The organism is Stenotrophomonas maltophilia, from assembly GCF_004920835.1.
GTDB lineage: Bacteria > Pseudomonadota > Gammaproteobacteria > Xanthomonadales > Xanthomonadaceae > Stenotrophomonas > Stenotrophomonas maltophilia_AQ.
Window position 1 is genome coordinate 135,445 of record NZ_QFHO01000003.1, and the last position, 22,766, is coordinate 158,210.

24 protein-coding genes and 1 pseudogene are annotated in these 22,766 nt (G+C 62.5%); 19 read left to right on the forward strand and 6 right to left on the reverse strand.

All coding sequences use genetic code 11. From position 1 onward, the window contains the following. Positions 1–61: 61 nt before the first annotated feature. The 16 genes and pseudogenes from DI041_RS03550 (at position 62) to DI041_RS03630 (ending at position 16,638) form a co-directional block, all read left to right on the forward strand. A complete protein-coding gene (locus tag DI041_RS03550) occupies positions 62–1,117 on the forward strand; it encodes a VirB8 family type IV secretion system protein (protein ID WP_006374752.1) in 1,056 nt (351 codons plus the stop codon). Next, entirely contained in the window at positions 1,114–1,893 is a 780-nt protein-coding gene (locus DI041_RS03555) for a TrbG/VirB9 family P-type conjugative transfer protein (protein ID WP_065724506.1), read from the forward strand. Before DI041_RS03550 ends, DI041_RS03555 begins: the two co-directional genes overlap by 4 nt. Then, positions 1,890–3,155 (forward strand): TrbI/VirB10 family protein, encoded by a 1,266-nt coding sequence (locus DI041_RS03560; RefSeq protein WP_136638206.1) that lies wholly within the window; start codon positions 1,890–1,892, stop codon positions 3,153–3,155. The genes DI041_RS03555 and DI041_RS03560 overlap by 4 nt, the downstream gene beginning before the upstream one ends. Before the next feature lie 14 nt (positions 3,156–3,169). After that, positions 3,170–4,213 carry a P-type DNA transfer ATPase VirB11 gene (virB11, locus tag DI041_RS03565; protein WP_136638205.1) on the forward strand — a complete coding sequence of 348 codons (1,044 nt, stop codon included), beginning with the start codon at positions 3,170–3,172 and terminating at the stop codon, positions 4,211–4,213. A gap of 3 nt (positions 4,214–4,216) precedes the next feature. Continuing rightward, positions 4,217–5,200, forward strand: coding sequence for a lytic transglycosylase domain-containing protein (locus tag DI041_RS21615; RefSeq protein ID WP_136638204.1), 984 nt, complete (start codon positions 4,217–4,219; stop codon positions 5,198–5,200). 73 nt (positions 5,201–5,273) lie between these two features. Next, positions 5,274–5,684: a TrbC/VirB2 family protein gene (locus DI041_RS03575; protein WP_049436633.1), complete on the forward strand. Its 411-nt coding sequence runs from the start codon at positions 5,274–5,276 to the stop codon at positions 5,682–5,684. Next, complete coding sequence (locus DI041_RS03580) at positions 5,677–5,985, forward strand: VirB3 family type IV secretion system protein (protein ID WP_006374695.1); 309 nt, start codon at positions 5,677–5,679, stop codon at positions 5,983–5,985. Before DI041_RS03575 ends, DI041_RS03580 begins: the two co-directional genes overlap by 8 nt. Before the next feature lie 81 nt (positions 5,986–6,066). Then, positions 6,067–8,505 carry a VirB4 family type IV secretion/conjugal transfer ATPase gene (locus tag DI041_RS03585; RefSeq protein ID WP_032129524.1) on the forward strand — a complete coding sequence of 813 codons (2,439 nt, stop codon included), beginning with the start codon at positions 6,067–6,069 and terminating at the stop codon, positions 8,503–8,505. 59 nt (positions 8,506–8,564) lie between these two features. Continuing rightward, positions 8,565–9,362 carry a hypothetical protein gene (locus tag DI041_RS03590; RefSeq protein ID WP_136638203.1) on the forward strand — a complete coding sequence of 266 codons (798 nt, stop codon included), beginning with the start codon at positions 8,565–8,567 and terminating at the stop codon, positions 9,360–9,362. A 79-nt stretch (positions 9,363–9,441) separates the two neighbouring features. Continuing rightward, positions 9,442–10,593 carry a TrbL/VirB6 family protein gene (locus DI041_RS03595; protein ID WP_046986274.1) on the forward strand — a complete coding sequence of 384 codons (1,152 nt, stop codon included), beginning with the start codon at positions 9,442–9,444 and terminating at the stop codon, positions 10,591–10,593. 193 nt (positions 10,594–10,786) lie between these two features. Continuing rightward, positions 10,787–11,170 carry a DUF4189 domain-containing protein gene (locus DI041_RS21560; RefSeq protein WP_169050320.1) on the forward strand — a complete coding sequence of 128 codons (384 nt, stop codon included), beginning with the start codon at positions 10,787–10,789 and terminating at the stop codon, positions 11,168–11,170. Positions 11,171–11,420: 250 nt separating this feature from the next. Further along, positions 11,421–11,837: pseudogene (locus DI041_RS03605) on the forward strand (type IV secretion system protein); the annotation flags it as partial. Positions 11,838–12,175: 338 nt separating this feature from the next. Then, complete coding sequence (locus DI041_RS03610) at positions 12,176–13,189, forward strand: hypothetical protein (protein ID WP_136638201.1); 1,014 nt, start codon at positions 12,176–12,178, stop codon at positions 13,187–13,189. A gap of 478 nt (positions 13,190–13,667) precedes the next feature. Then, positions 13,668–14,204, forward strand: a complete 537-nt coding sequence (locus tag DI041_RS03615) for a hypothetical protein (RefSeq protein ID WP_032129521.1) — start codon at positions 13,668–13,670, stop codon at positions 14,202–14,204. Between the two features lie 57 nt (positions 14,205–14,261). After that, a complete protein-coding gene (locus DI041_RS03620) occupies positions 14,262–15,266 on the forward strand; it encodes an XVIPCD domain-containing protein (protein ID WP_046986276.1) in 1,005 nt (334 codons plus the stop codon). Positions 15,267–15,363: 97 nt separating this feature from the next. Continuing rightward, positions 15,364–16,638 (forward strand): hypothetical protein, encoded by a 1,275-nt coding sequence (locus DI041_RS03630; protein WP_248298422.1) that lies wholly within the window; start codon positions 15,364–15,366, stop codon positions 16,636–16,638. Between the two features lie 54 nt (positions 16,639–16,692). Here the strand turns inward: DI041_RS03630 and DI041_RS03635 are convergent, their stop codons facing one another. The 3 genes from DI041_RS03635 to DI041_RS03645 are packed head-to-tail and all read right to left on the reverse strand — an operon-like array spanning position 16,693 to position 19,368. Continuing rightward, positions 16,693–18,018 (reverse strand): XVIPCD domain-containing protein, encoded by a 1,326-nt coding sequence (locus tag DI041_RS03635; RefSeq protein WP_046986278.1) that lies wholly within the window; start codon positions 18,016–18,018, stop codon positions 16,693–16,695. Next, a complete protein-coding gene (locus tag DI041_RS03640; protein ID WP_046986279.1) occupies positions 18,015–18,668 on the reverse strand; it encodes a hypothetical protein in 654 nt (217 codons plus the stop codon). Before DI041_RS03640 ends, DI041_RS03635 begins: the two co-directional genes overlap by 4 nt. A 43-nt stretch (positions 18,669–18,711) precedes the next feature. Then, on the reverse strand, positions 18,712–19,368 hold the full coding sequence (locus DI041_RS03645; protein ID WP_248298421.1) for a hypothetical protein: 657 nt from the start codon (positions 19,366–19,368) through the stop codon (positions 18,712–18,714). A 268-nt stretch (positions 19,369–19,636) separates the two neighbouring features. Between DI041_RS03645 and DI041_RS03650 the strand changes: the two genes are divergently transcribed. Continuing rightward, positions 19,637–20,134 carry a GNAT family N-acetyltransferase gene (locus tag DI041_RS03650; protein ID WP_136638199.1) on the forward strand — a complete coding sequence of 166 codons (498 nt, stop codon included), beginning with the start codon at positions 19,637–19,639 and terminating at the stop codon, positions 20,132–20,134. A gap of 22 nt (positions 20,135–20,156) precedes the next feature. Here the strand turns inward: DI041_RS03650 and DI041_RS03655 are convergent, their stop codons facing one another. The 3 genes from DI041_RS03655 to DI041_RS03665 form a co-directional block, all read right to left on the reverse strand. Next, positions 20,157–20,363 (reverse strand): hypothetical protein, encoded by a 207-nt coding sequence (locus tag DI041_RS03655; protein ID WP_136638198.1) that lies wholly within the window; start codon positions 20,361–20,363, stop codon positions 20,157–20,159. A gap of 58 nt (positions 20,364–20,421) precedes the next feature. Further along, positions 20,422–20,859: an acetyltransferase gene (locus DI041_RS03660; protein ID WP_136638197.1), complete on the reverse strand. Its 438-nt coding sequence runs from the start codon at positions 20,857–20,859 to the stop codon at positions 20,422–20,424. 68 nt (positions 20,860–20,927) lie between these two features. Further along, positions 20,928–21,695 (reverse strand): NAD(P)H-dependent oxidoreductase, encoded by a 768-nt coding sequence (locus DI041_RS03665; protein ID WP_136638196.1) that lies wholly within the window; start codon positions 21,693–21,695, stop codon positions 20,928–20,930. Positions 21,696–21,773: 78 nt separating this feature from the next. On the opposite strand from DI041_RS03665, the gene DI041_RS03670 reads away from it, so the two are divergent. Together DI041_RS03670 and tadA are read left to right on the forward strand one after the other, a co-directional pair. Continuing rightward, on the forward strand, positions 21,774–22,133 hold the full coding sequence (locus tag DI041_RS03670; RefSeq protein ID WP_057501872.1) for a winged helix-turn-helix transcriptional regulator: 360 nt from the start codon (positions 21,774–21,776) through the stop codon (positions 22,131–22,133). 75 nt (positions 22,134–22,208) lie between these two features. Further along, on the forward strand, positions 22,209–22,733 hold the full coding sequence (gene tadA / locus DI041_RS03675) for a tRNA adenosine(34) deaminase TadA (RefSeq protein ID WP_136638195.1): 525 nt from the start codon (positions 22,209–22,211) through the stop codon (positions 22,731–22,733). The last annotated feature ends 33 nt before the right edge of the window (positions 22,734–22,766 follow it).

A 22,766-nucleotide genomic window follows, 5' to 3' on the forward strand; every position in this document is an offset into this window, starting at 1 on the left:
CTCCCCGCGCCTGTCGCAGGGGCTTCACGCCCATTGATGTTTCAGCAGTACGGAAGAATCCATGTTCCGCAAGAAGGATCCCGGCAACAGTCCCAAGGTCGAGCAGTCGGTCGCCAAGGCGGTCAGCTACGAGATCACCGTGGCCGATATGGCGCGTCGCAGCGAGCGCCGAGCCTGGTGGGTCGCCACGGGCTCGCTGTTGATGTCGCTGGCATTGGCCGGTGGCTACTACTACATGCTGCCGCTGAAGGAGAAGGTGCCGTTCCTGGTGATGGCCGATGCCTACACCGGTACTGCCACGGTCGCGCGCCTGAGTGGCACCTTCCAGGGTGAAACCATCACCAGCAATGAAGCGATCAACCGCAGCAACGTGGCCCAGTACGTGCTGGCGCGCGAGTCGTACGACTCGGCGGTAATGGGCCTGCGTGATTGGGAGCTGGTGTTCGTGATGTCCACCGATCCGGTGGCGCAGTCCATGCGCGTGCGTTATGCCGGCAACAACCCGCAGAACCCGTTCGTCATGTACGGCCGCGAGCGCGCCATCCGGGTCAAGATCCTCAGCATCACGCCGCTGGGTGCTGAGCCGAATGGCAGCTTCCGCGGTGCTTCGGTGCGTATCCAGCGCAGTCTGCTGGACAAGCGCACCGGCGTTGCCACCTATCTGGACAACCAGTTGGTGACGATGCGCTTCGGGTACAACCAGAACCTGGCGCTGTCCGAACAGGATCGCATCCTCAATCCGCTGGCCTTCCAGGTCACCGAGTATCGCGTCGACAACGACTATTCGCGTGGCGTACCGGTGCCGGATGACGGTGCCATGCAGGCACAGGCGCAGCAGGCTGCACAGGCCGCGCAGCAGGCCCAGGGTGTCTACGATCCCAACAACCCGGCCGCGGCCACGATGATCGATCCGGCCACCGGCCAGCCGGTCGCCGTTCCGGCCAATGGCCAGGTGCCGGGTCAGCCCGTGCAGGGCCAGCCGGTACAGGGGCAACCGATGCCGGCGCAGCCGGTGCCGGGTCAAGCAACACCGGGGCAGGCCATGCCCGGACAGCCGGCCATGAGGCCGGCGCAGAACAATTCCACCGGAACTGCTGATGGAGCAAGCAACCGATGAGTAGTCGAAATATCAGGGGAAGCGCGCTGGCGCTGCTGTCGATGTTGTCGTTGCTGTTCCCAGTAGCGGCGATGGCGCAGGCGGTTGACCATTACGAGTACGAGAAGGACCGCATCTATCCGGTTCGCACCGGCCTGGGCCTGACCACCCAGATCGAACTGAGCCCGAACGAGAAGATCCTCGACTACAGCACCGGCTTCAGCAGCGGCTGGGAACTGACCCGTCGCGAGAACGTGTTCTATCTCAAGCCGAAGAACGTCGACGTCGACACCAACATGATGGTGCGCACCGAGACCCATTCCTACATCTTCGAGCTGAAGGTGGTGGCCACTGACTGGCGCCAGCTGGAACAGGCCCGTCGTGCTGGCGTGCAGTACAAGATCGCCTTCACCTACCCGAACGACACCGTGTTCGGCGTCGCGCAGGAAGCGGTGGAAGAGGAGGCGCAGCCGCTGTTGAGCTCTGAACTGGCCAAGGATCGCCAGTACAACTTCAACTACTCCTATTCGACCAGCAAGGCGAAGAAGATGGGCTGGCTGATCCCGGTCAACGCCTACGACGACAGCCGTTTCACTTACCTGAAACTACCGAATTCGCCCGAGTACAAGACCGGCATCTTCCCGGCCGTGTTCGGTCGTGAAACGGAATACGGTGAAGACTTCGTGGTCAACACCACGGTTGAAGGCAATACGCTGATCGTGCACGGGACCTACCCGTACCTGGTCATCCGCCACGGCGACTTCGTCGTCGGCCTGCGAAGGAACGTGAAGAAATGAGCCAGCAGAACACTCCCGGAAACGACCCGAACAACGGACGCGACGAGAGCCAGAGCCCGTACGGTGCACAGGCTGCTCCGGAGGCGCAGACGAATCCGTACTTCGGCACGACCCAGGCTGAGCCTGCACCGGATCTGGACGCGGCCGCGCCGCAGCTGCGCTCGGCTGAAGAGCAGCGATTGAACCGCAAGGCGCTGCTGTTCCTGGGCGGTATCGTGGTGCTGCTTGTTGCCATGGGCTTCCTGCTTTTCCGCAAGGGCCAAGACAAGGACGATGCGCCGAAGGTGCCGGATGTTGCGCGCGCGAGCACGCCAACACTGCCGGACGCTGTCCAGACCGATCCGGGTCCGGCGCAGGCAATGCAGCCCGTTGATCCGATTCCGATGTTGCCGCCGCCGGAGGGCCCGACCCGTGCCGAACCTGCGTTCAACATGAGCGAGCGTGAAGCAGCGCGCGGTCCGACGCTTGCTGAGCGCCGGATGGGTGCATCCGGGAACGGCTTCGTCGGCGCCGGAGATGGTGCTGGAGGCGAGGGGCAGGGTGGCCAAGAAGATGAGTTGACCCGTACGCTCCGCCTGCAGGCACAGATGATGGGCGGACAGCAGAACGCAGCACCGGCGCGCGTTCGTCGCGGCCCTGATGTCGACGATGTGTCGAATGCCAGTTACATCCGCAGTCCCGATGCGCTGCTGGTGCGCGGTACCTACCTGCGCTGCGTGCTGGAAACCCGCATCATCACGGACATTGCCGGCTACACCTCGTGCCTGCTGACCGAGCCGGTGTATTCGATCAACGGCCGCAATCTGCTCCTGCCGAAGGGCTCCAAGATCTACGGTGCTTACGGTGGCGGTCCCACCGGCAAGCGGGTAGAGGTGATCTGGGATCGCATCACGACCCCGAATGGTATCGACGTCGCCATGTCCAGCCCGGGCGTGGATCAGTTGGGCGGTGCCGGTCATCCAGGTCAATACAGCGCCCACTGGGGCAGCCGCATTGCCTCGGCACTGATGATCAGCCTGTTGGCCGACGCGTTCAAATACGCTGCCGCCGAGCATGGCCCGGAGACCACCACGGTGGCCAACAACGGCATGACCATCCAGTCGCCCTATGAGAGCGCCACCGCGCGCACCATGGAACGCCTGGCCAACGAGTCGCTCAGCCAGCGTCGTCCGCCGACCGTGACCATCAATCAGGGCACGATCGTGAACGTCTACGTCGCCAAGGACGTAGACTTTACCAACGTGCTGCACCCCCGCCGGTAAACCATCGAACGATCATGGACGCTGAAGTGTCACCCCTCGCCCTCGTCTCCAGCGATTTCCTGCGCTATCAGTACGAAGTGCTGGGCATCGCCGAGTACATGACTTCTCCGGAAGTGACGGAAATCTGCATCAACCGTCCCGGCGAGCTGTACCTGGAAACCCGGACCGGGTGGCAACGCGTGGACGTACCGGGCCTGACCTTCGAGCGGGCCCGGCAGTTCTGCACTGCCGTGGTGAACGAGAGCAACACCGGCCAGCGCATCACCGATGCCGATCCAGTGGTCTCGCTCACGTTCCCCACCGGCCAACGTGCGCAGTTCGTGATTCCGCCGGCGTGTGACGCTGGGAAGGTGTCAATCACCATCCGCCTGCCGTCCAAGCACACCAAGTCGCTCAGCCAGTATCACGAAGATGGGTTCTTCAACCAGATCCTGGAAAGCGATGGCAGCATCAGCGAGCAGGATCGTGAGTTGCTGGAGCTGCGTCAGCAGCGCGAGTATGCCGAGTTCTTCCGGCGTGCGGTGATGTACCGCAAGAACATCGTGGTATCCGGCGCAACCGGTAGCGGCAAGACCACCTTCATGAAAGCGCTGGTGAATCATATTCCGGACAGCGAACGCCTGGTCACGATCGAAGATGCGCGCGAGTTGTTTCTGACCCAACCCAATGTGGTGCACCTGCTGTACTCCAAGGGTGGGCAGAGCACCAGCAACGTCAGCGCCAAAAGCTGCATGGAGGCCTGCCTGCGCATGAAGCCCGAACGCATCATCCTCGCCGAGCTGCGTGGTGACGAAGCGTTCTACTTCATTCGCAACTGTGCATCCGGCCACCCGGGTTCGATCACCAGCTGCCATGCGGGCAGCCCGGAGCAGACCTGGGACCAGTTGGCCCTGATGGTGAAGGCCTCGACCGAAGGCTCGGGCCTGGAATTCAACGTGATCAAGCGACTCTTGATGATGACCATCGACATCGTCGTACATATCAAGGCGCACGCCGGTTCGCGCTACATCACCGGCATCGACTTCAATCCTGGGCGTGCCCAGGGGCAGGAGGGCTGAAGGATGCTGCCAGGACTGGAAATGATGGCGTGCCCGGAGATGGCGGTGTCGATGGACGTGATGCAGCACGTCATCAACGTCGAATCGTCGCGCAATCCCTATGCCATCGGCGTGGTTGGCGGCGCGTTGGCGCGTCAGCCCAAGGCGCTGGATGAAGCGCTGGCGACGGTGCGCATGCTGGAAGAGAAGGGCTACAACTTCTCGATTGGCCTGGCCCAGGTCAATCGTTACAACCTCGACAAGTACGGGTTGGATTCCTATGAGAAGGCCTTCCAGCAGTGCCCGAACCTGCAGGCCGGGTCACGCATCCTGGCCGAGTGCTACAAGCGCTCGGGTGGCGACTGGGGCAAGTCGTTCAGTTGCTACTACTCCGGCAATTTCGAGACCGGCTTCCGCCACGGTTATGTGCAGAAAGTCTATGACTCGATCCGTCGCGGCCAGCAGGTGGCCAGCAACGGCGTTGCTCCGATCGACGTGATCAGTCGTGGTGAACGGCGCAGCGTGAAGGTCGAGCATCACCCGCAGCTCGCTTCGCCGGCGCAGGCGCGCATCGTTGCGCAGGCGAGTGGCCCGGTGTACGTGCCGTCGGAAGACCCGGCACGCGCGTATGTCGTGTATCCGTCCACCGGTGCAATGGCGCGGGGCAGCCTGCTGAACATCGCCGACCAGACGCTGTCCAAGGTAGTGCTGGGTTCGGTGGACCGGATGATGCAGCCACAGGCGCAGCCCACCCAAGGGGCCGCCTATCCGCAGCAACAGGCCGGTGGCATGCCGCAGCAGCTGCCTCAGCAGGGTCCGGCGCAAGCGATGGCCATGCCGCAGCAGTTGCCAGGTGCTGCAGGTGGCAGCAACGAGGGCCCTGTGATGTTGCGGCCCTGGAATGAGCGCAATCAGCCAGTGGCCGGCAATGGCAGTTCATATAACGCACCGGCACAGTCCGCACCGGTGCAGCAGATTCCCGCAGGGGATGCGGCCTTCGTGTTCTGACGAAGTCGTGGTACGGCCAGTCCCCCGGCTGGTCGATTCAGTTGTGTTAGTCCATCAACAAGGAAATCAATCCATGAAGCGATCCAATCTCGACCTCGTCCAGGCCCAGCGCACGCTGAAGACCCTGCTGATGGCCACTCTGTTCGTCGGCGCACTGTTTGCCCCGCAAGTCTTCGCCAACGGCGCCACCGACTTCGGCGGCACCGACAAGAAGGTCTGCGGCTTCTTCAACAACATCAACGGCCTGCTGAACATCGCCTCGATCGCCGTGGTCACCATCGCGGTGATCTTCGCTGGTTACCAGATCGCCTTCGCGCACAAGCGCATCGCTGACGTCGCCCCGATCCTGATCGGTGGTGTGCTGATCGGCGCCGCAGGCCAGATCGCGCGCATGCTGCTGGGTGATGGCAGCGACGGCAAGTGCGGTGGTGGCACCAGCACCTCCTACCTGATCAACCACGTGATCCAGTACTACAGTGCATAAGAACGTCGTGTTCCGCGGCTGCACGCGTCCAGCGATGTTCCTGGGCGTGCCCTACCTGCCATTCTTCATGGTGGCAGGCGGGCTGTTGCTGCTCAGCATGTACACGAACTTCTGGTTCCTGCTCACCATTCCGGTGGCGGTCTTCATCATGCGGCACATGGCCAAGCGTGACGAAATGATCTTCCGTCTGCTGGGCCTGCGCCTGATGTTCAAGCTGAAGGTGCGCAACGTGCAGGAGCACGATGGCATGTGGGTGCTCAACCCCAACCACTACCGCAACAAGCCGGCCCGAATGGATTGAGGTCCGGATCCGGCCTGGCGGGCGTCCGCGCCCGCCAGGTCTCTTGAAACTTCTTGGCAGTACCTCTTTGGAAGCAGTCGTATGTTCAGCCCTGACACCTCCATCAGTGAGTTCATCCCGTTGTCGTCGCATGTCGCCCCGAACGTGGTCAAGACCACGGGCGGCGACTACCTGCTGACCTGGCATCTGGAAGGGCTGCCGTTCGTCGGCCGCGAGGAGTGGGAGCTCGAGCATCGCCACAATACGTTCAACCGTCTGCTGCAGACGTTGCGCGCGCCTGACTTTGTCAACGTCGCCTTCTGGGTGCACGACATCCGTCGCCGTCGCACGTTGAAGGGCAAGAGCAACTACAGGCAGCGCTTCAACCAGGACGTTTCCGACCAGTACATGGGCATGCTGTCCTCGCAGCGCATCATGCAGAACGAGCTGTACCTGACCATGATCTATCGCCCGGTGGTGGCGGGCAAACGCTTCGTCGAAAAGTCGGCGAACGTGGAGAAGCTGCGCGCCGAGCAGGAGCAGGCGGTAGAGAAGTTGATGGAACTGGCCGGCAACGTCGAGGCCGTGATCCGCGACTACGCGCCGTATCGCCTGGGTATGTACGAAGCCAAGAATGGCGTGGTGTTCTCGGAAACGCTGGAGCTGTTCGGTTACCTGATCAATCGCATCGACGAGCCGGTGCCGGTGCTGTCGGCACCGATCAAGGATTACCTGCCGGTCAGTCGCCACATGTTCTCGGCCAAGACCGGCGATTTTGCGATCAATACTCCCAACGGTGCCAATCACTACGGCGCCATTCTGAACATCAAGGAGTATGCCGAGGGGACTTACCCGGGCATCCTCAACGGCCTGAAGTACCTCGACTACGAATACGTCATCACCCATTCGTTCAGCCCGATGGGGCGCCAGGACGCGCTGAAGGTGCTCGACCGCACCAAGGGCATGATGATCTCCTCCGGCGACAAGGCGGTCAGCCAGATCGTCGAGCTGGACCAGGCCATGGATCAGCTGTCGTCGGGCAACTTCGTGCTGGGTGAATACCACTTCATCATGGCGGTCTACGGCGACACCCAGGCCAAGCTTTCGCAGAACGTCGCCTCGACCCGCGCCGAGCTGTCCAACGCCGGGTTCGTATCGACCAAGGAAGACCTGGCGGTTACCTCGTCGTTCTATTCGCAGCTGCCGGGCAACTGGCGCTATCGCACACGCCTGGCCAATGTCAGCTCGCTGAACTTCCTGGGCCTGTCGCCGCTGCACAACTTCGCCACCGGTAAGCAGCACAACAACCCGTGGGGCGACTGCGTCACCACGCTGCAGACCACCAATGGCCAGCCGTACTACTTCAATTTCCACGCGACCCATCCGTCTGAGAATTCACTCGGCGAGAAGGCGATCGCCAACACCATGGTCATCGGCAAGTCCGGTACCGGTAAAACCGCGCTGATCAACTTCCTGCTCAGCCAGGTGCAGAAGTACGAGCCGTCGCCGACCATCTTCTTCTTCGATAAGGATCGCGGCGCGGAAATCTTCGTGCGCGCCTGCGGTGGCAACTATCTGGCCCTGGAGAACGGCGCGCCGACCGGCTTCAACCCGTTCCAGTGCGAGAACAATGAAGCCAACCTGCAGTTCCTGGCTGACCTGATCAAGGTGCTGGCCGGCAAGCGCGAGTACAGCGCCCGTGAGGAAGAGGATATCTACCGCGCAGTGGAGAGCATGCTCGATACGCCGATGCACCTGCGCAGCATGACCAACTTCCAGAAGAGCCTGCCCAACATGGGCGACGATGGTCTCTACGCGCGCATGCGCCGCTGGACCTCGGGGAACTCGCTGGGCTGGGTGTTCGATAATCCGATCGATACCGTTGACCTGAGCAAGGCCAACATCATCGGCTTCGACTACACCGACATCATCGACAATCCTGAAGTGCGCGTGCCGGTGATCAATTACCTGCTGCACCGCCTGGAGTCGCTGATCGATGGCCGTCCGCTGATCTACGTGATGGACGAGTTCTGGAAGATCCTGGATGGTGAGGGAGGCCTGAAGGAATTCGCGAAGAACAAGCAGAAGACCATCCGTAAGCAGAACGGTCTGGGCATCTTTGCAACGCAGAGCCCGGAGGATGCGCTGAAGAGCGATATCTCCGCCGCCCTGATCGAGCAGACCGCGACGCTGATCCTGCTGCCGAACCCGAATGCCAGCAAGAGCGACTACATGGATGGCCTGAAGCTGACGGAGGCCGAGTTCAGGGTGGTGACCGCATTGGACGAGCGCTCGCGCTGCTTCCTGGTCAAGCAGGGCCATGCCTCCAGCGTGTGCCAGCTCAACCTTCGCGGCATGGACGACATCCTGTCGGTGATCTCAGCTTCGACCGACAACATCGATGTCATGCATCGGGTCCTGCAGACGGCCGCGGTCCGCAATCGCGTCACTGTAGACGAGCTCAGCCCGGAGCAGTGGCTGGAAGATTTCTACAAGAACCGGAAGGGATCGGGAAAGGAACCCCGGTCCGACGCGGCCTGATGGCCGTGCGAGCAGGAGACAGGCAAGTGGACGTCAATCAGAACAACAGGAGTTTTCCAATGAACAACGTCAAGCGTCGGGCCAGCGCCCGCAAGGTACTCAAGCCGATGGCCAAGGTGCTCGGCGTTGCCTTGGCCCTTGCAGCGACCAATGCGGGCGCCATCGGCCCGGTGCAGGAAACAGGTCCTGCGCTGTGGCAGCACATATGGAATCAGTTCAATACCCTTCAATCGAAAGTGCAGGAAAAGGCACAGTTCGTGAGGGAGAATACCCAGTGGCTGCGTGACTGGAATCAAACAATCAAGGAATACAATGACATGCTGGTGAAGGTGCAGGGCATCGTCAATGATTTTGGGTTGCCTGCAGCTACGCCGTTGACGCCTGTTCCTCCGAAGTACCTGATCGCCGAGACCTGCGGTACCGGATCTCAGCTCAAGGATCTGATGACGTCGATCGTGTTCAAGCCTGATGGTGACTGGAAGGATCAGCAGACCCAGATCTGCGTGAATATTCGCATGATGCAGAATCGCAAGTACAACGATGCGGTTGATTTCATGCAGAAGACCGGCCCGTCGATAATGAAGAGCCTTGATTCGATCGCCCAGATTAGGTTTGGTAGCAGCCGCCTTGGTGACATGGAGGCGGTAGCAAACGATTCGTTGCGGACCGCCAATGAGATGAATGCGTCGGTTCAGAATTTTGAGGCGAGAATCAAGGCCTATGACGCCTACATCTCGGTGATGGAAGCAAACCAGAAGGTCGTGGCGCAGGCAGCGTTGAAGGGGGATCCAATGAAGAACCTGGCTAGCGATCTGGTCAAAACGGTGGCGCTGAAGACAGCGCTGTCCATCGACTGAAGCGTGGAGTGGAGCACCTGAGGGCCACGTATCTGCGTGGTGCTTCATGCGATAGCGGTACTACCAAGGGAATGTAGGTATGACGATCAGGTTGATTGCCAACTTTGATTTTTCAGGCGGGTTCCAGGATCTGATGGGGCATGCGGTACGCGTCCAGTCGGTCGGGGACTTCGTGTTCTTCAAGCTGATCCTGGACTATCTGCGGGACAGGATCGGCAAGTTCGGCTTCGACCTGATGGACAACATGATGGCGTGGGTGGGCGGCATCGCGCTGACCCTCATGACCTTGTGGGTGTTGATCCAAGGCTATCGCATCGTTACCGGCCGCAGTCGCGATTCGATGATGGTCCTGGTGACCAACATGGCGCGTGCCGCCTTGATTGTCGCCGTGGCTACGAGCATGGGCATGTTCGGGCGTGATCTTCATGAGTTCCTGACCGAGGATGTGAAGGGTCTGATCACTCACGTTGTCACTGGCAAGGATCAGAAGCCGGAGCAGCAGATCGACAAGAGTCTGGCCTGGATGCAGGTGGCGCTCTCCAGTATCGATGGCATCAAGGTTCTGGGAGATCCAGGCCTGCAGGAAGAGAAGACGCGAGCCATGTGGTTCATCGGTCTCGGCACTGGTGGGCCAGCGGTGACTGCTGGTTCAATGCTGTTGCTTTACGAAGTTGCGATGGCGTTGTTCATCGGGTTGGGGCCATTGTTCATTCTTTGCCTCTTGTTCGATCAGACCAAGCAGTTGTTCCAGCGATGGCTGTTCTACGGCATTGGAACCATGTTCTCCATGGCGGTATTGGCAGCCATGGTCTCGATTGCGCTGGACATGGTGATTCGCGTGTCTGCGTCGTTCTGGGTGACAGCGCTGGTGAACAAGTTCCCGCTGATGGGCGCGTCCAGCGACGGCATGACCAGTCAGGCGATGCAGCAGGGCGGCATGGGATTGATCCTGACGACCCTGATTCTGACTGCGCCCCCAATGGCGGCCATGTTCTTCCAGGGCACCTTGGGTAGCTTCATGGCATATTCGCAGATAGGTGGCAGCCCAGTGGCACAGGCGCCGGGACCGAGCGGGCAGCCTCCGGGTAGTTACTATTCGCCAGCCCAGACAAAGGATCATTCCAGTGCTCCATCGGTCAGTTCCGGCCACGGCGCGACTTCTGGTTACGGTATTGGGCGATCAGGTGAGATCAAGCAAGATACTGGAAAGTATGGGCAGGCTGGTGCCTGAGCGTGAAATGACAGTGTCGATTGATAGAGGTGTAAGTATGAAGTGCATTGTCGTGCTTTTGCTGCTCGTTATTTCTAATGTGGCGTTGGCAGAAGGGCGGTGCCCCCCAGGGCAGTACCCGGTGGGAGGGCAGGGCGTAGGAGGTTGTGCGCCAATTCCGGGCGGTCAAACTAGTGGTGAGAGCAATGGCCCCATGCCAACTGGCAAGTGGGAAACCCGGTGGGGTGCTTTGGCGCAAGACGCAGACCATCAAGTAGGCCAGAATTTGGCGATTGGTGTGGCAGAGGTCAAAAAATCAAAGAGAGAAGCCAGGTCTCTCGCGCTCTCTGAATGTCAGCGCATGGGGGGGCAGAAGTGTAAAGTTATTCTTGAGTACCACAATCAATGCGCCGCGCTAGCCGGCCCGGTGATTGGCTCAGTACCCCTGGCCGACGTGACAACCGTGGCGTATCGATCACCTAATGAAGAGGATGCGAAGGCGGAATCAGTGCGCCGTTGTGAATCCGAGGGTAAGGGGCGCAGTTGTACCGTTATCTACTCTGCGTGCAGCATGTCTGAGTTTAAGCCTTTCCGCTGATGGAATCCTCGCGTTGGGTGAGCTTTGTTGCACGCCGAGGTTCTGCTTATTTGTTTTAGAGGTGGCCTGCTGAGAAGCGGGCTATTTCTATTTCTCACTTCCGCCTAGGACGTGGACTTTGCCTTTGGGGTTGGAGTCGCTGGCCATAGGTTCAGTCAAATTAAGTGCGTTGAAGTTGCTCTCGAAGATCAAATTTCTTTCTGCAATTAGTATCTCTACGAACTTTAATCTGTAGTGCTGAGTGCATTGTCTTGGGGCGCAGTTCATCCTTCATCTATTGTTCGATAAGACCAAGCAGTTGTTTCAGCGATGGCTGTTCTACGGCATTGGAACCATGTTCTCCATGGCGGTATTGGCAGCCATGGTCTCGATTGCGCTGGACATGGTGATTCGCGTGTCTGCGTCGTTCTGGGTGACAGCGCTGGTGAACAAGTTCCCGCTGATGGGGGCGTCCAGCGACGGCATGACCAGTCAGGCGATGCAGCAGGGCGGCATGGGATTGATCCTGGCGACCCTGATTCTGACTGCGCCCCCAATAGCGGCCATGTTCTTCCAGGGCACCTTGGGTAGCTTCATGGCATATTCGCAGACGGGTGGCAGCCCGGTGGCACAGGCGCCGGGACTGAGTGGGCAGCCTCCGGGTAGTTACTACACGCCGACCGCTCCGGAGAAGGGGTAGTCCGGCCAAGACCGTGGTGCGCATGATCGACATGCGGCCGCACGTTCAACCCTTCCGTCGTCGGAATCCGCCAGGGTTGCCGAAACCGGTCTCAGAGCTGCACATCCCGGCAATCAATAGCCCCCATGCGTACGGAGTAGAAATGTGAAATACATGGTTCTTTTGAGGGTGGCCTGCTGAGAAGTTGGCTGTTTCTTTCTTTCGCTCACGCTTAAGGCGCCGGCTTTGCACTAAGAATGAGCGTCGTTCGAGGTGGCGGGCTAGGCCGTGCTATAAGGAACCATCGGCATTGCCGTAAGTCTTCGCGCCATTCGAAGGAACGAATCATGCAGAATCCCTGCCGTGTAGCCCTGCTGATTGGAGGGCTGGTATCAGCTTCGTCGGCACATGCCACTGATAGCTGGGTCATTTTCACCGGTGGCGAAACGCCGAACCGGGAGGCATGGGTGGTCGATGCGCAAACGCTCAGCGACCGCTCGGATCTGGTCGGTTTCCTGCAGCGTGCCACGCCGGCGGAGCAGAATGCGTACCTGAAGCAATTGCGCCGTAGAAAGCCACCAAAATCCGGTGAGCCGGTCGCTGGTCCGGAACCGGTATACGAGATCCAGGTCAACACCATCTACGAGAACGCGATCAAGCCAAATCGACTGATCAGAAAGTACTGGGTGAATTGTTCACAAAACACCGTGGACATGAGGATGAGCCTGGTCCAGTGGCGCGATCGCCCGATGGAGGATGTCCCACCGGAAAGATTCGAACCGCGAACCGAGGCGATCGCGCCGTGGCAGGTGCAACTGGTGCGGTTTGCCTGTCTCGTGGGGCCTGACCCCAAGGCCAAAGTACCCGCGGAAATGATGAAGCGCGGCTTCCTGTCCATCGGTGACGTCGGCCTATCACCTGCTGATTTCATCTGGGGCGACCTGTGGAAGGACGGCAAGCGACCAGCATTCACCTATCGGCCGACCGACGCCGAAATGGACCGAACTGAGCGCAGCCTGGAGGCGAATCTGGCGCGTGTCCAGAAGGAGACGACCAAGGCTCTGGATGAATCGCATCGAGCAGCTAACCGCGTGGGCCGCAACAATCTCATGGACCTGTGGATCGGCAAGACAGAGCAGGAATTCGTGCGGACATGGGGCACACCGGATCGCGTGGAGATTGGGGCCGATGGTTCGCGCACTTTGTACCTGCATCGTGGCGAGCGTGTGCAGGGGCTGAACGTTTACGGGCATGTCATCAGTGACGTGAACAATCGATGCGATATCACGGTGCTGACGATGGACGGCTACATCCGTGACTACGCCACACAAGGAGCCGCATGCGCGCAGCAGTTGCGTTGATCGCGATTGCTGGCCACGACGCGAGGCGACAAAGAGCATGCAGGGTCCCGCACCCATCCGCATAGGCAGCGCACGCTTTCCGCGCAACCTCAGGCCGGCGGGGCTGCGGGGGGCGATGCATCCCCGGCGCCATCCACCGCGGATCTGTTTTTCGGATAAGCCACCATTCACGTTAACTGCGCTTTTTCTGTGATCAAGTGCGCTTTTCATCCCAAGCTCCCTTCGACGAGCCCCGCCTCCTCGAAGTAAGCTGCGTACGCGTCAAAATCCCGACGCATCGGTGCCATCGAGCGCAGGAGCTTTTCCGTCCATGAGGACTCTGACGACCCACGATGCGGATGATGATTGCGACCATCGCAGACGCCGCCGGGCCGGGGCTATCATCCGCCATGGCGGACACCGGAGCCTGCAGCGCAGCGCACGGTTTCCCGGTCGTCGCGCGGGTACTGGAAGGTCAGGATTGAAGGAGTCGCAGGGGATGCAGAAGGGGAGTGGCGTACACATGGACAATGCCTTGGCGTTCGTTCCGTCCGGCGCGAACCTGCTGGAGGCGGTACGCGGCGATCTCACCGGCAACGGGATCGACGACCAGTTGCTGGTGATCGATCAACCGGCACCCGACGGCTTGGTGCCCGGCGAGCACGGTCCTAACCGGGTGTTGTTGCTGCTGCTGGGTGACGCCGCGGGCCGATGGCAGTTGGCCGCGCGCAACGACAAGCTGGTGCCGTGCTCCACCCGTGGGGGCATTGCCGGCGACCCCTTCGCGTACGTGACCATCGAGGATGGCGCTTTCAGTGTGATCACCAACGGTGGGAGCCGTGAGCGCTGGAGCAGCATCTACACGTTCCGCTACGTTCCGGCCGACGAGGCCTGTTGGGTGCATGGCGTGCAGCGCAGGGTGGTCGACACCGAGACCGAGGCCAGTCATACACGCGATTTCTCGGCGGCCGAACTTGGTCGGGTGCGGTTCGAGGATTTCGATCCGTCCGTTGTCGCCGACGTGAGCTTGCCCTGAGTGCCATGCCTGTGAGGAGGCGGGAGTACCCAACGATGATCGAGCAGGAGTTTCACCGTGTCGCAGGATAGAGAGTCGCAGTTGCTGCGGCAGGCCACGGAGGCCGGCATCACCTCGTCCCGGGAACTGGCCAACTTCATGGCGCAGGCCGGGCACGAGTCCCGTGGCCTGAGCCGGCTCAATGAAAGTTTCAACTTCACGCGGGGTATCTCGCAGATCCCGGTGGAAGCGGCGTGGCGCAATGGCAATGGCGCGCTTGAGGGCGCCCGCCAGGACGCGTTGCGCGGCCGTCCGGAGAATCTGGCCGAGCTGATGTACGGCGGGCGCATGGGCAATGATGCGCCCGGCGACGCATTGAAGTATCACGGCCGCGGCTATCTGCCGCTGGTCGGCAAGGAAAACTATGAGCGTGCCGGCAAGGCGCTGGATCTGGATCTGGTGAATCAGCCGGAACTGGCCGCGCAGCCCGAGCACGCAGGCCGTATTGCGGTGTGGCAGTGGCAGACGCGGGTACCGGAGGCGGCGCGCGAGGATGTGCGCGAAGCGACGCGCGCGATCAATGGTGGCCTGAACGGCATCGAGGCCCGCCAGCAGCGATTCGATGCGTGGCAGCAGAAGCTGACGCCTGATGTGATGGCGCGGCTGGAGCGGGGCGAAGTCGGTGCGCCGGCGCAGAGTGTTGCCCGAGACATGTCGCAGACCGGTGAGCCCGGCAACGCGTTGTTCGAGGATGCGCGCCGGCACCTGCAGCAGATGGGACCACAGAATGGACTGCGCAGTGCACAGGCGCTCGACAATACCGCTGGCGCATTGGCGCTGGGGGCGCAGAAGGCCGGCCTGTCGCGTATCGATCATCTGCTGGCGGGCAACGACGGTCGCACGCTGTTTGCGGTGCAGGGCGCGCTGGGGGATCCGGCGATGCTGCGTGCGTCCGTTGACCGGGAGCAGGCCGCCCAGCAGCCGCTGGCGCAGAGCAGCCAGCAGTTGGCTGCCAGTGTCGCCCAGCAGGACCCGGCGGCCGCGCTCGCCCGCGAGCAGGAGCAGCGTTCTCGATCCCTGTAACACCTGATGCCGGCGGGCAGGGGGCCCGCCGGCGCTTTACGTACGACGCGTGGCGCCCTGTGGCGCCGACATGGAAACCCACTCGGAAGGACACCACATGCGAATCGTTCCCTCGAATGCCCGGCACGTCGCTGCCCGCTGCGATGCATCCGCGCGCCGCCTGCCGCCGCTCTGGCTGCTGTCACTTGGACTTGCCGCAGCGTCGGCACAGGCTCAGGCTCAGGAGACAGCGGCGCCCGTCGTGGAGGCGCCCATCGCCGCCGAGGCGATCGTTGACGCGCCTGCAGGGATGGCACCTGTTGCAGCGCCCATGCCGGCTGAAGCCGTTGTCGCGGCGCCGGCTCCCGATGTACCGGCTGCCGTGACACCTCCTGCGACACCAGTGGTGGACGCGCAGCCGGCGCCGGCTGCAGACCCGACGCCTGTGCCCGTTGCACCCGCAGCGGCGGCGCCTGTCGCTGCACCGCCTGCTGTCGTCGAGCCAGCCGTCCCGGCGGTAGCTCCCGCGCCGCCCGCCTTGGTCATCGCGCCGTTGCCGCCCGAGCAGGCGACCGAGCGTGCGCTTGGTGCCCGCTGCCCGGTGGATCTGGCTGGGCGGCTGGCGGCCCAGGCCGAGCTGCTGATCGGCGCCTGCCAGGGCACGATGCCGGCGCATCTGGCCGCGCTGCTGGTCGCGCTGCCCCAGCAGGACATCCACCTGCCGCGCAGCTGGCGCGAGCGTGAGGTGCAACAGAAGGTTTGGTTCAAGGCGGTGCCGGGCTACGGCCAGCGCCCGGACTTCATCGCGCGGATGGGCGACATCTGGGTGCGCTCGCTGGAAGGACGCGACGCCGACAGCACGTTCTACCTGGTGTCGGCACCGTTCACCTGCAGCGACCGGGTCGCCAACCGCGATGAGTACGGCGCGGAGCCGGTACGTGTGCCAGCGGGTGACTGCCGCGAGGCCTATGTGGCCCAGCGTGTGTACCAGGTTCGCGGGGACGCCGCGCCGAGGGATGTGACCGCCGATGCCATGCCGGCCATGTCCCAGGTGACGGAGGCCGATCGTGCGCGGCAGCTGTCGCGCGACGGCCGGATCAGCCTGGACCACAGCAAGTTGCAGTACGGCCCGGCCATGCGCTGGTTCGTGCAGTACCCGGAGACGGCGCAGAAGGTCGGTCCGCGTGCCTACAGTGACTGGAACCGCGAGCACCTGGCCTTCGTGGTCTGGACTGGGGATCGCTTCGAGCTGCGTGAGAAGGTCGCGCGGGCGCAGTGGCCCTGTGATCCGGTAGCACCGGGCGATCGCGCCTGTGGTGGCTTCCCGGATTCCGGGCCGGATCTGTTCGTGACCGCCGGTGCGTCCGCGCCGGTCGCGGCCTCCAGCCCCTGAGGCAGAGGGCCGAAGTGACGCGGGAGCCGGAATGACCGGCTCCCGCGCTGTTCATCAGGCCTGCATGCTGCGGGTCTGGTTCTGCTGTTGTTCCAGTTGCTGATCGCGGTCCTGTGCCAGACGCTGTCCCGCGGCTTGCTGATCAATGCGCTGGCTGCTCTGCTCCAGCGGGGTGTTCATCGCCACGGCCGTGTCCACCGACACGCGCAGATGCGCCGGGTCGCCGCCCTGGCCCTGCACCGCGAAGCTGCGCGAGGCATCGGCATTCATCACCACTTCGTCGATGCGCTTGCCGCCTGCAGCGTGCATCTCCGCCGCCAGGCTACCGGCCAACTGCGTACTCATCACATCCGGCACGCGGCCGACGCGAACGTCCTGCGCATGCACGCCACGGATCGCGTCGTTGAAAAGCGGGTTGCCAAGATGAGTGGCATCGTCCATGCGCAGCATGCTGGTGTGGTGGCCGTTCTTCTCCGCCTCGCGACGGGCCGGCTCACCGGGTTGCAGCGGGCCACGGATGTGGTCGTACAGATCGACGGCACCGCCCGGGATGCCGCGTGCCGCGCGGGTGACGCCACGACGCAGTGATTCCACGTCGTCGCGGTACTCCTCGATCATCTTGGCGTTGTCTTTCGCCAGCTTCTGCGTTTCCGGGTGCTTCAGCACCGAGCCTTCGTTGAGGAAGTTGCCCAGTTTGTGCGCGCCGAATGAGCTGGTGGCCGCGATGATCGGACGGTCTGGAATCAGATCACGCAGGGCGTGATTGCTGAAGCCGTTTGCCGCGAGCGTCTTGATTTCATCGGGCTTGGCGTAGATGCGGACCTGGCCGAAGTGGGGCGATGCAGCACTGACCGGATCGGAGGCCATGACGTGGTTGATCATGGTGTTGCCGCCTTCCGGAATGCGGTAGCTGAGGCTGACCGCGCCGTAGGCGTTGAAGGTCTCGCCCTTGACGTTGAAGTGGTGCGAGGTGATCTGGGCCAGGGCGCCGCCGAGGGAATGGCCTGTGACGGTGACCTGGGGCGCGCGGCCTCCAAATGCAGCTTCCTGCTTCGCGTAGTCCAGCGCGCTTTTGGTCAGGGCGATGGCATCGGGGGCCTGCACATTGGTGCGGGCAACGACCATGCCTCCGTCGGTGAGGATTGCATCACGAGCAATCTGTTCGGTGCCGCGATGAGCGACGACGATCTCGTTGGTGTCGGTGCGTTGGTAAATGGTGCCTTGGTAGCCGTTGAGTCGATTGTCGACATGCTCAAGAACTTTGTACTCGTGTCCGTTGAGCGTGACTTTCTCTTCCTGGCCCGGAGCCCGTCGCCCGACTGCACGATCCTTATAGGCGTCATCGGAAAGTGCGGCGTAGTCCTGAGAGGTGATGGTCATTGGGTGACCTCACTGGCGCTGAGGCTCATGGTGAACAGCTTGCCCTGCAGCTCGGCTACGTAGTCTGCAGGATTGGTCTTGCCCGTGGCCGGATAGTTGGCAGCAAGCGGAGCCCGCGGATAGGCCGCGTCCGGGTAGTAGAGCGTATGCGCGCTACCTTCGGTCAGTGGCTTGGCCTCGACGAAGGTCAGGAAGCGCGTTTCGCCTTCAGCACCCGTTGCCTTCAGCATCGCCCCTGCGCCGCTGAACTCCCACTTGCACACGCCGCGGCCGTAGTAGTCCTCATCCAGCATGCGGTCCACATACAACGTGCCGCGGTACTCGCCGTCGGCGACCTTGCGCAGCTCCACCGGTTCCTGGCTGGTGATACGTGCGGCGGTACCGGTGGCAGGTTCGATGTGCCCACACTGGTCTTCGTTGGTCACGTCATACTGCGCGACACCTTCAACCACCGCGAAATCACCGGGGGCATCCTTCAGGCGCAGCACCAGTTCATAGGCCTTGCGCGGGCTGGGGTTGAGCTTGGCGAGGCCACGCCCACCCTGGGCGACATCGGCTTCAGCAGCGGCACGTTCCTGGTTCATGGCGGTCTCCGGATTGCAGGCGGTCAATAGAAGCAGAGCAAGGCACGGGATCATCTTGTGGCGCAATGTCGGCCTCCTTTGGGGGTAGATGGATGGTTGAACTGGCAGCTCATGGCGCGAGTTTCTGCACAGTGGTCGTGGTCGAGAACAGCGCGTCGCGCAGATCTTCGCTGTACTCTGATGGATTCTCCTCGCCACTGGCGCCATAGTTGGCGACGGTGGCGGCGAGTGGATAGATCAACTTTGGGTAGTAGAGCGTCAGAGGAGACTCGTTCTCCATGCGCTCCTTGTCGACGAACGTCAGGAATCGAGTGTCCGCTTCGTCGGTCGTGGCGCGCAACATCGCACCAACTCCGGTCAGTGTCCAATGACAGACGCCGCGATCGTAATAGTCTTGGTCCTGCATGCGGTCGAGGTAGAACGTACCGCGGTACTCGTTCTCACCGACCTTGCGCAGCGTGACGAGCTCCTGGCTGGTAATACGGCTGGCGGTACCGGTCGCCCTCAGGACCCGGCCGCAGTCCTTGTGGTTGCTGACGTCGTACTGGGCAACGCCCTCGACCACCGTGAATGGACCAGGGGCATCCTTAAGTGTCAGTACCAGCTCGTAGCCCTGCTTTGGTGCAGGGTTGAGTTTGGCCAAGCCGCGCCCACCAGCGGCGACGTCGCGTTCGGCATCAGCATAGGGCGAGCATGCGGCCAGTGGGATAAGGGCGAGCAACGCCAGCAGCGGCTGCCTTTTCCTTTCAGGGAGCACTACTCCCATGGCCTGATCCTGCATCGTGCGTCCATGTCCATATATCCTTCCTGGGTGACAGGTTTCTCGATTATGGAGCGTGTCAGGAATGCTGCGCCACCGTCGCGACGGCTTTTTGACGCGCCCGATGCGGTGTATTCCGGCGAATCGATTGCAGCACAGGGGATTCGGGCGTCGCGTTGGACTTGCTGGCAGGGTCTGTTCGCGGTGGAATCTGCGACGTAAATCAATAATTCACACATTCATCACATTATCAAAGGCGTTCTCCTTGAGCTGCATGATCCGCACCGAAACCACGGCCGACCACGCCGCCATCCGCGCACTCACCGAGGCCGCCTTCCGCGAAGCCCCGCACAGCAGCCACACCGAGCAGTTCATCGTCGATGCGCTGCGTTCGCGTGGGGAGTTGAGCATTTCGCTGGTCGCCGAAACTCAGGGCCAGGTGGTCGGCCACATTGCCCTGTCGCCGGTGACGGTCAGCGATGGCAGCGCCGGCTGGTTCGGCCTGGGCCCGATTTCGGTATTGCCCGCATGGCAGGGGCAGGGCGTTGGCGCGGCCCTGATGCACGCGGCTCTGGAAGCCCTGCGCCAACAGGGCGCGTACGGCTGCGTGTTGCTGGGTGAGCCGGCGTACTACGGGCGCTTCGGGTTCCGTGCCGAGCCGGGCCTGGTGCTGCCGGGCGTGCCGGCAGAGTACTTCCAGGCGCTTTGCCTGCAGCCTCCGGTGGCACAGGGCGGGGTGCAGTACTCACCGGCCTTCGAGGCGACGGCCTGAGCCGGACCTGGCGCGCTGCAGCTCAGGGCGCGCGCCAGACGGTCGGTTCGGGTTGCGGCTTGGGAATGCGGTAGCCGCCGATATGCTCGAGCAGTGCGTTGGTACGGCGCTGTTCGACCAGTACCTCACGCAGCAGATTGCGCACGGCGAAGATGGCGAACGGCACCAGGATCCAGACCAGGCTGATTCCCAGCGCAAACAGGGTAAACAGCGCTTTTGCACCATCCATGCTCGGCATTCCTTGATCGAAAGCAGCCACGCTAGCACGCGGCTGCTGCCGACGGATGTCAGGCCTTATGCCGAAGGTGGATCAGCGGATACGGGCGGCCCTGCGAATCCAGCGGCGAGCGACCGGTTTCGACGAAGCCCATGCGCAGGTAGAAGCCTACGGCCTGCGCGTTCTGTGCGTTGACGTCGGTGCTCAGCTGCGGGTGCAGCGCCAGCGCATGCTGCAACAGCTGCCGACCGATACCGGTGCCGCGCGCGTCTGGATCGATGAACAGCGCTTCCATGTGGGTGCCATCGATCAGCAGGAAGCCCTGCGGCTGGTCCTGTGCATCGACGGCGACGGTCATCGGCGTCTGCGGCAGGAAAGCGGCTACTTCGGCATCGATGGCCTGGCGGTCTTCGGCACTGAGGAAGTCATGGGTAGCGTCGACGGCGCGACGCCAGAGGTCGACGAGGGCGGCACCGTCGTCGGCGCGCGAGGGGCGCAGGGTGGTCATGGGTTCACCAAGGTGCTTCGGAAGAGTGCGCATTATGAAGCCTTCCGGCTGCAGGTGCGGGCGCGCACTCATCCATCGTTGCGATGGCGGATGAAGGGGCTATGGGTCTTTGCCTCGGCGCGCAGCACCACGCCATCCTCGAAGTCCCCGCTGTCGTTGAAAGGCACGATCGGCCACTGCCTCCACCGGGCAAGCCGTTCCAGGTAGTTGCGCGTAGCCGTGGCGAGCGCCTCATCGTGGGCCTGCTTACGCTCCGCTGCATGCCCTGAGCGCACGCCGTGCACCATATGCGGCTCCATCACCTCAAAGCCGATGTAGCGCAGGCTGTACATCAACGGCCACAGCAACAGCCGGGTATCGCCTTCACGGCCATCGACCGCGCACGCCCGCGCCGAAGAGCCGGTGGTGACGCTCAGCAACGCACGCTTGCCCTGCATTACGCCATGTTCGTGGCGCTGACGGCTGTTGTACATCGGCCCATAGACCAGCACGCGGTCCAGCCAACCCTTGAGGATGGCCGGCGCCGCGAACCACCACAGCGGGAACTGCAGGATCACCAGGTCTGCGGCCCGTAGCAGGTGCAGGTGACGTTGCACATCGGCGGGCAACTGGTCGTGTTCGGCGCTGTAGCGTTGTTCGCGCTGGGCATCAAAGCGCTCGGGCTGCAGGCGCCGTGGATGGTGCCAGGCCGCTTCCAGCGGATCGAAGCCTTCCGCATAAAGGTCGACCACGTCCACCTGCAGGTGGTCGTGCCGCAGCTGCTCGGCCCCCTGCACGGCCAGGTGGGCGTTGAAGGAGCGGGGTTCGGGGTGGGCAAGCAGGATCAGGGCGCGCATGGAGCGAGGTGTTCGAGGAGTGTGCGACCATCCTCGCGGTGCCGGCATGCCCCGGCAATTACGCACCTTGAGGTAACCATGGCCTTTCCCGGAGATGTCTATGCCGCCGATTGCTCGGCGCGCGATGCGCTGGCGCTGATCTCGGGCAAGTGGGTGATGCTGTTGTTGCCGGCGTTGGCGCAGGGCCCGCAACGCAACGGTGCGCTGCTGCGGAAGATCGAAGGCATCTCGCAGAAGGTGTTGACCCAGACCCTGCGGCAGCTGGAGCGCAATGGCCTGGTCGAGCGGTGTGATCTCGGTAGCAAACCACTGCATGTGGAGTACCACCTGACCGAGGTCGCGCGCGGTCTGGTCGAGACGCTGTCCGCCCTGGACCGCTGGGCCGAGCATAATTTTCCCGCACTGGACGCGGCCCGCGAGCGCTTCGACGCGCGCTAGCGGCACCTGCACGGCCGCGGGCGTACAATGCGGCCCCGGCGGCCATCCTGGCCCTGCAGACACGCGAGAACCGCCATGACCGACGCCCTGGGCGTGCCGGTGCACGACACCGACGAACACTGGATGCGCCATGCGCTGGCGCTGGCCGAGCGCGCGCAGCGCGAGTTCGACGAGATTCCGGTGGGAGCCGTGCTGGTGAGCGCCGATGGCCAGCTGCTGGGCGAAGGCTGGAATCTCAACATCGCCTCGCACGACCCCAGCGCGCACGCCGAGATCGTGGCCATGCGTTCAGGTGGAAAACTGCTCGCCAACCATCGCCTGCTCGGCAGCACCCTGTATGTGACCCTGGAACCGTGCGCGATGTGTGCGATGGCGATTGTGCATGCGCGCGTCGCACGACTGGTCTACGGTGCCAGCGATCCCAAGACCGGGGCCTGCGGCAGCGTGTTCGACCTGCTCGGCGATGCCCGCCACAACCACCGGGTGGAGATCCACGGCGGAGTGCTGGCTAAGGAAGCCAGCATGCGGCTGACCAACTATTTCCGCGCCAAGCGCGGCAAGCCGCCGCTGCTGCTGGAAGACCATGCCGGCGAGGCCTGAGGGGCGAACGGGTATGATGGGCGCCTCTTTCCA

Bases quoted from the DNA above. Each gene is read 5' to 3' on its own strand.
- DI041_RS03670 (WP_057501872.1), top strand. From the start codon at position 21,774: ATGGCCTTTCCCGGAGATGTCTATGCCGCCGATTGCTCGGCGCGCGAT.
- tadA (WP_136638195.1), top strand. From the start codon at position 22,209: ATGACCGACGCCCTGGGCGTGCCGGTGCACGACACCGACGAACACTGG.
- virB11 (WP_136638205.1), top strand. From the start codon at position 3,170: ATGGACGCTGAAGTGTCACCCCTCGCCCTCGTCTCCAGCGATTTCCTG.
- DI041_RS03660 (WP_136638197.1), bottom strand. From the start codon at position 20,859: ATGACCACCCTGCGCCCCTCGCGCGCCGACGACGGTGCCGCCCTCGTC.
- DI041_RS03550 (WP_006374752.1), top strand. From the start codon at position 62: ATGTTCCGCAAGAAGGATCCCGGCAACAGTCCCAAGGTCGAGCAGTCG.
- DI041_RS03575 (WP_049436633.1), top strand. From the start codon at position 5,274: ATGAAGCGATCCAATCTCGACCTCGTCCAGGCCCAGCGCACGCTGAAG.
- DI041_RS03635 (WP_046986278.1), bottom strand. From the start codon at position 18,018: ATGACCATCACCTCTCAGGACTACGCCGCACTTTCCGATGACGCCTAT.
- DI041_RS03645 (WP_248298421.1), bottom strand. From the start codon at position 19,368: ATGGGAGTAGTGCTCCCTGAAAGGAAAAGGCAGCCGCTGCTGGCGTTG.
- DI041_RS03665 (WP_136638196.1), bottom strand. From the start codon at position 21,695: ATGCGCGCCCTGATCCTGCTTGCCCACCCCGAACCCCGCTCCTTCAAC.
- DI041_RS03615 (WP_032129521.1), top strand. From the start codon at position 13,668: ATGCAGAAGGGGAGTGGCGTACACATGGACAATGCCTTGGCGTTCGTT.
- DI041_RS21560 (WP_169050320.1), top strand. From the start codon at position 10,787: ATGCCAACTGGCAAGTGGGAAACCCGGTGGGGTGCTTTGGCGCAAGAC.
- DI041_RS03590 (WP_136638203.1), top strand. From the start codon at position 8,565: ATGAACAACGTCAAGCGTCGGGCCAGCGCCCGCAAGGTACTCAAGCCG.
- DI041_RS03595 (WP_046986274.1), top strand. From the start codon at position 9,442: ATGACGATCAGGTTGATTGCCAACTTTGATTTTTCAGGCGGGTTCCAG.
- DI041_RS03585 (WP_032129524.1), top strand. From the start codon at position 6,067: ATGTTCAGCCCTGACACCTCCATCAGTGAGTTCATCCCGTTGTCGTCG.
- DI041_RS03560 (WP_136638206.1), top strand. From the start codon at position 1,890: ATGAGCCAGCAGAACACTCCCGGAAACGACCCGAACAACGGACGCGAC.
- DI041_RS03650 (WP_136638199.1), top strand. From the start codon at position 19,637: ATGATCCGCACCGAAACCACGGCCGACCACGCCGCCATCCGCGCACTC.
- DI041_RS21615 (WP_136638204.1), top strand. From the start codon at position 4,217: ATGCTGCCAGGACTGGAAATGATGGCGTGCCCGGAGATGGCGGTGTCG.
- DI041_RS03555 (WP_065724506.1), top strand. From the start codon at position 1,114: ATGAGTAGTCGAAATATCAGGGGAAGCGCGCTGGCGCTGCTGTCGATG.
- DI041_RS03630 (WP_248298422.1), top strand. From the start codon at position 15,364: ATGCGAATCGTTCCCTCGAATGCCCGGCACGTCGCTGCCCGCTGCGAT.
- DI041_RS03610 (WP_136638201.1), top strand. From the start codon at position 12,176: ATGCAGAATCCCTGCCGTGTAGCCCTGCTGATTGGAGGGCTGGTATCA.
- DI041_RS03655 (WP_136638198.1), bottom strand. From the start codon at position 20,363: ATGGATGGTGCAAAAGCGCTGTTTACCCTGTTTGCGCTGGGAATCAGC.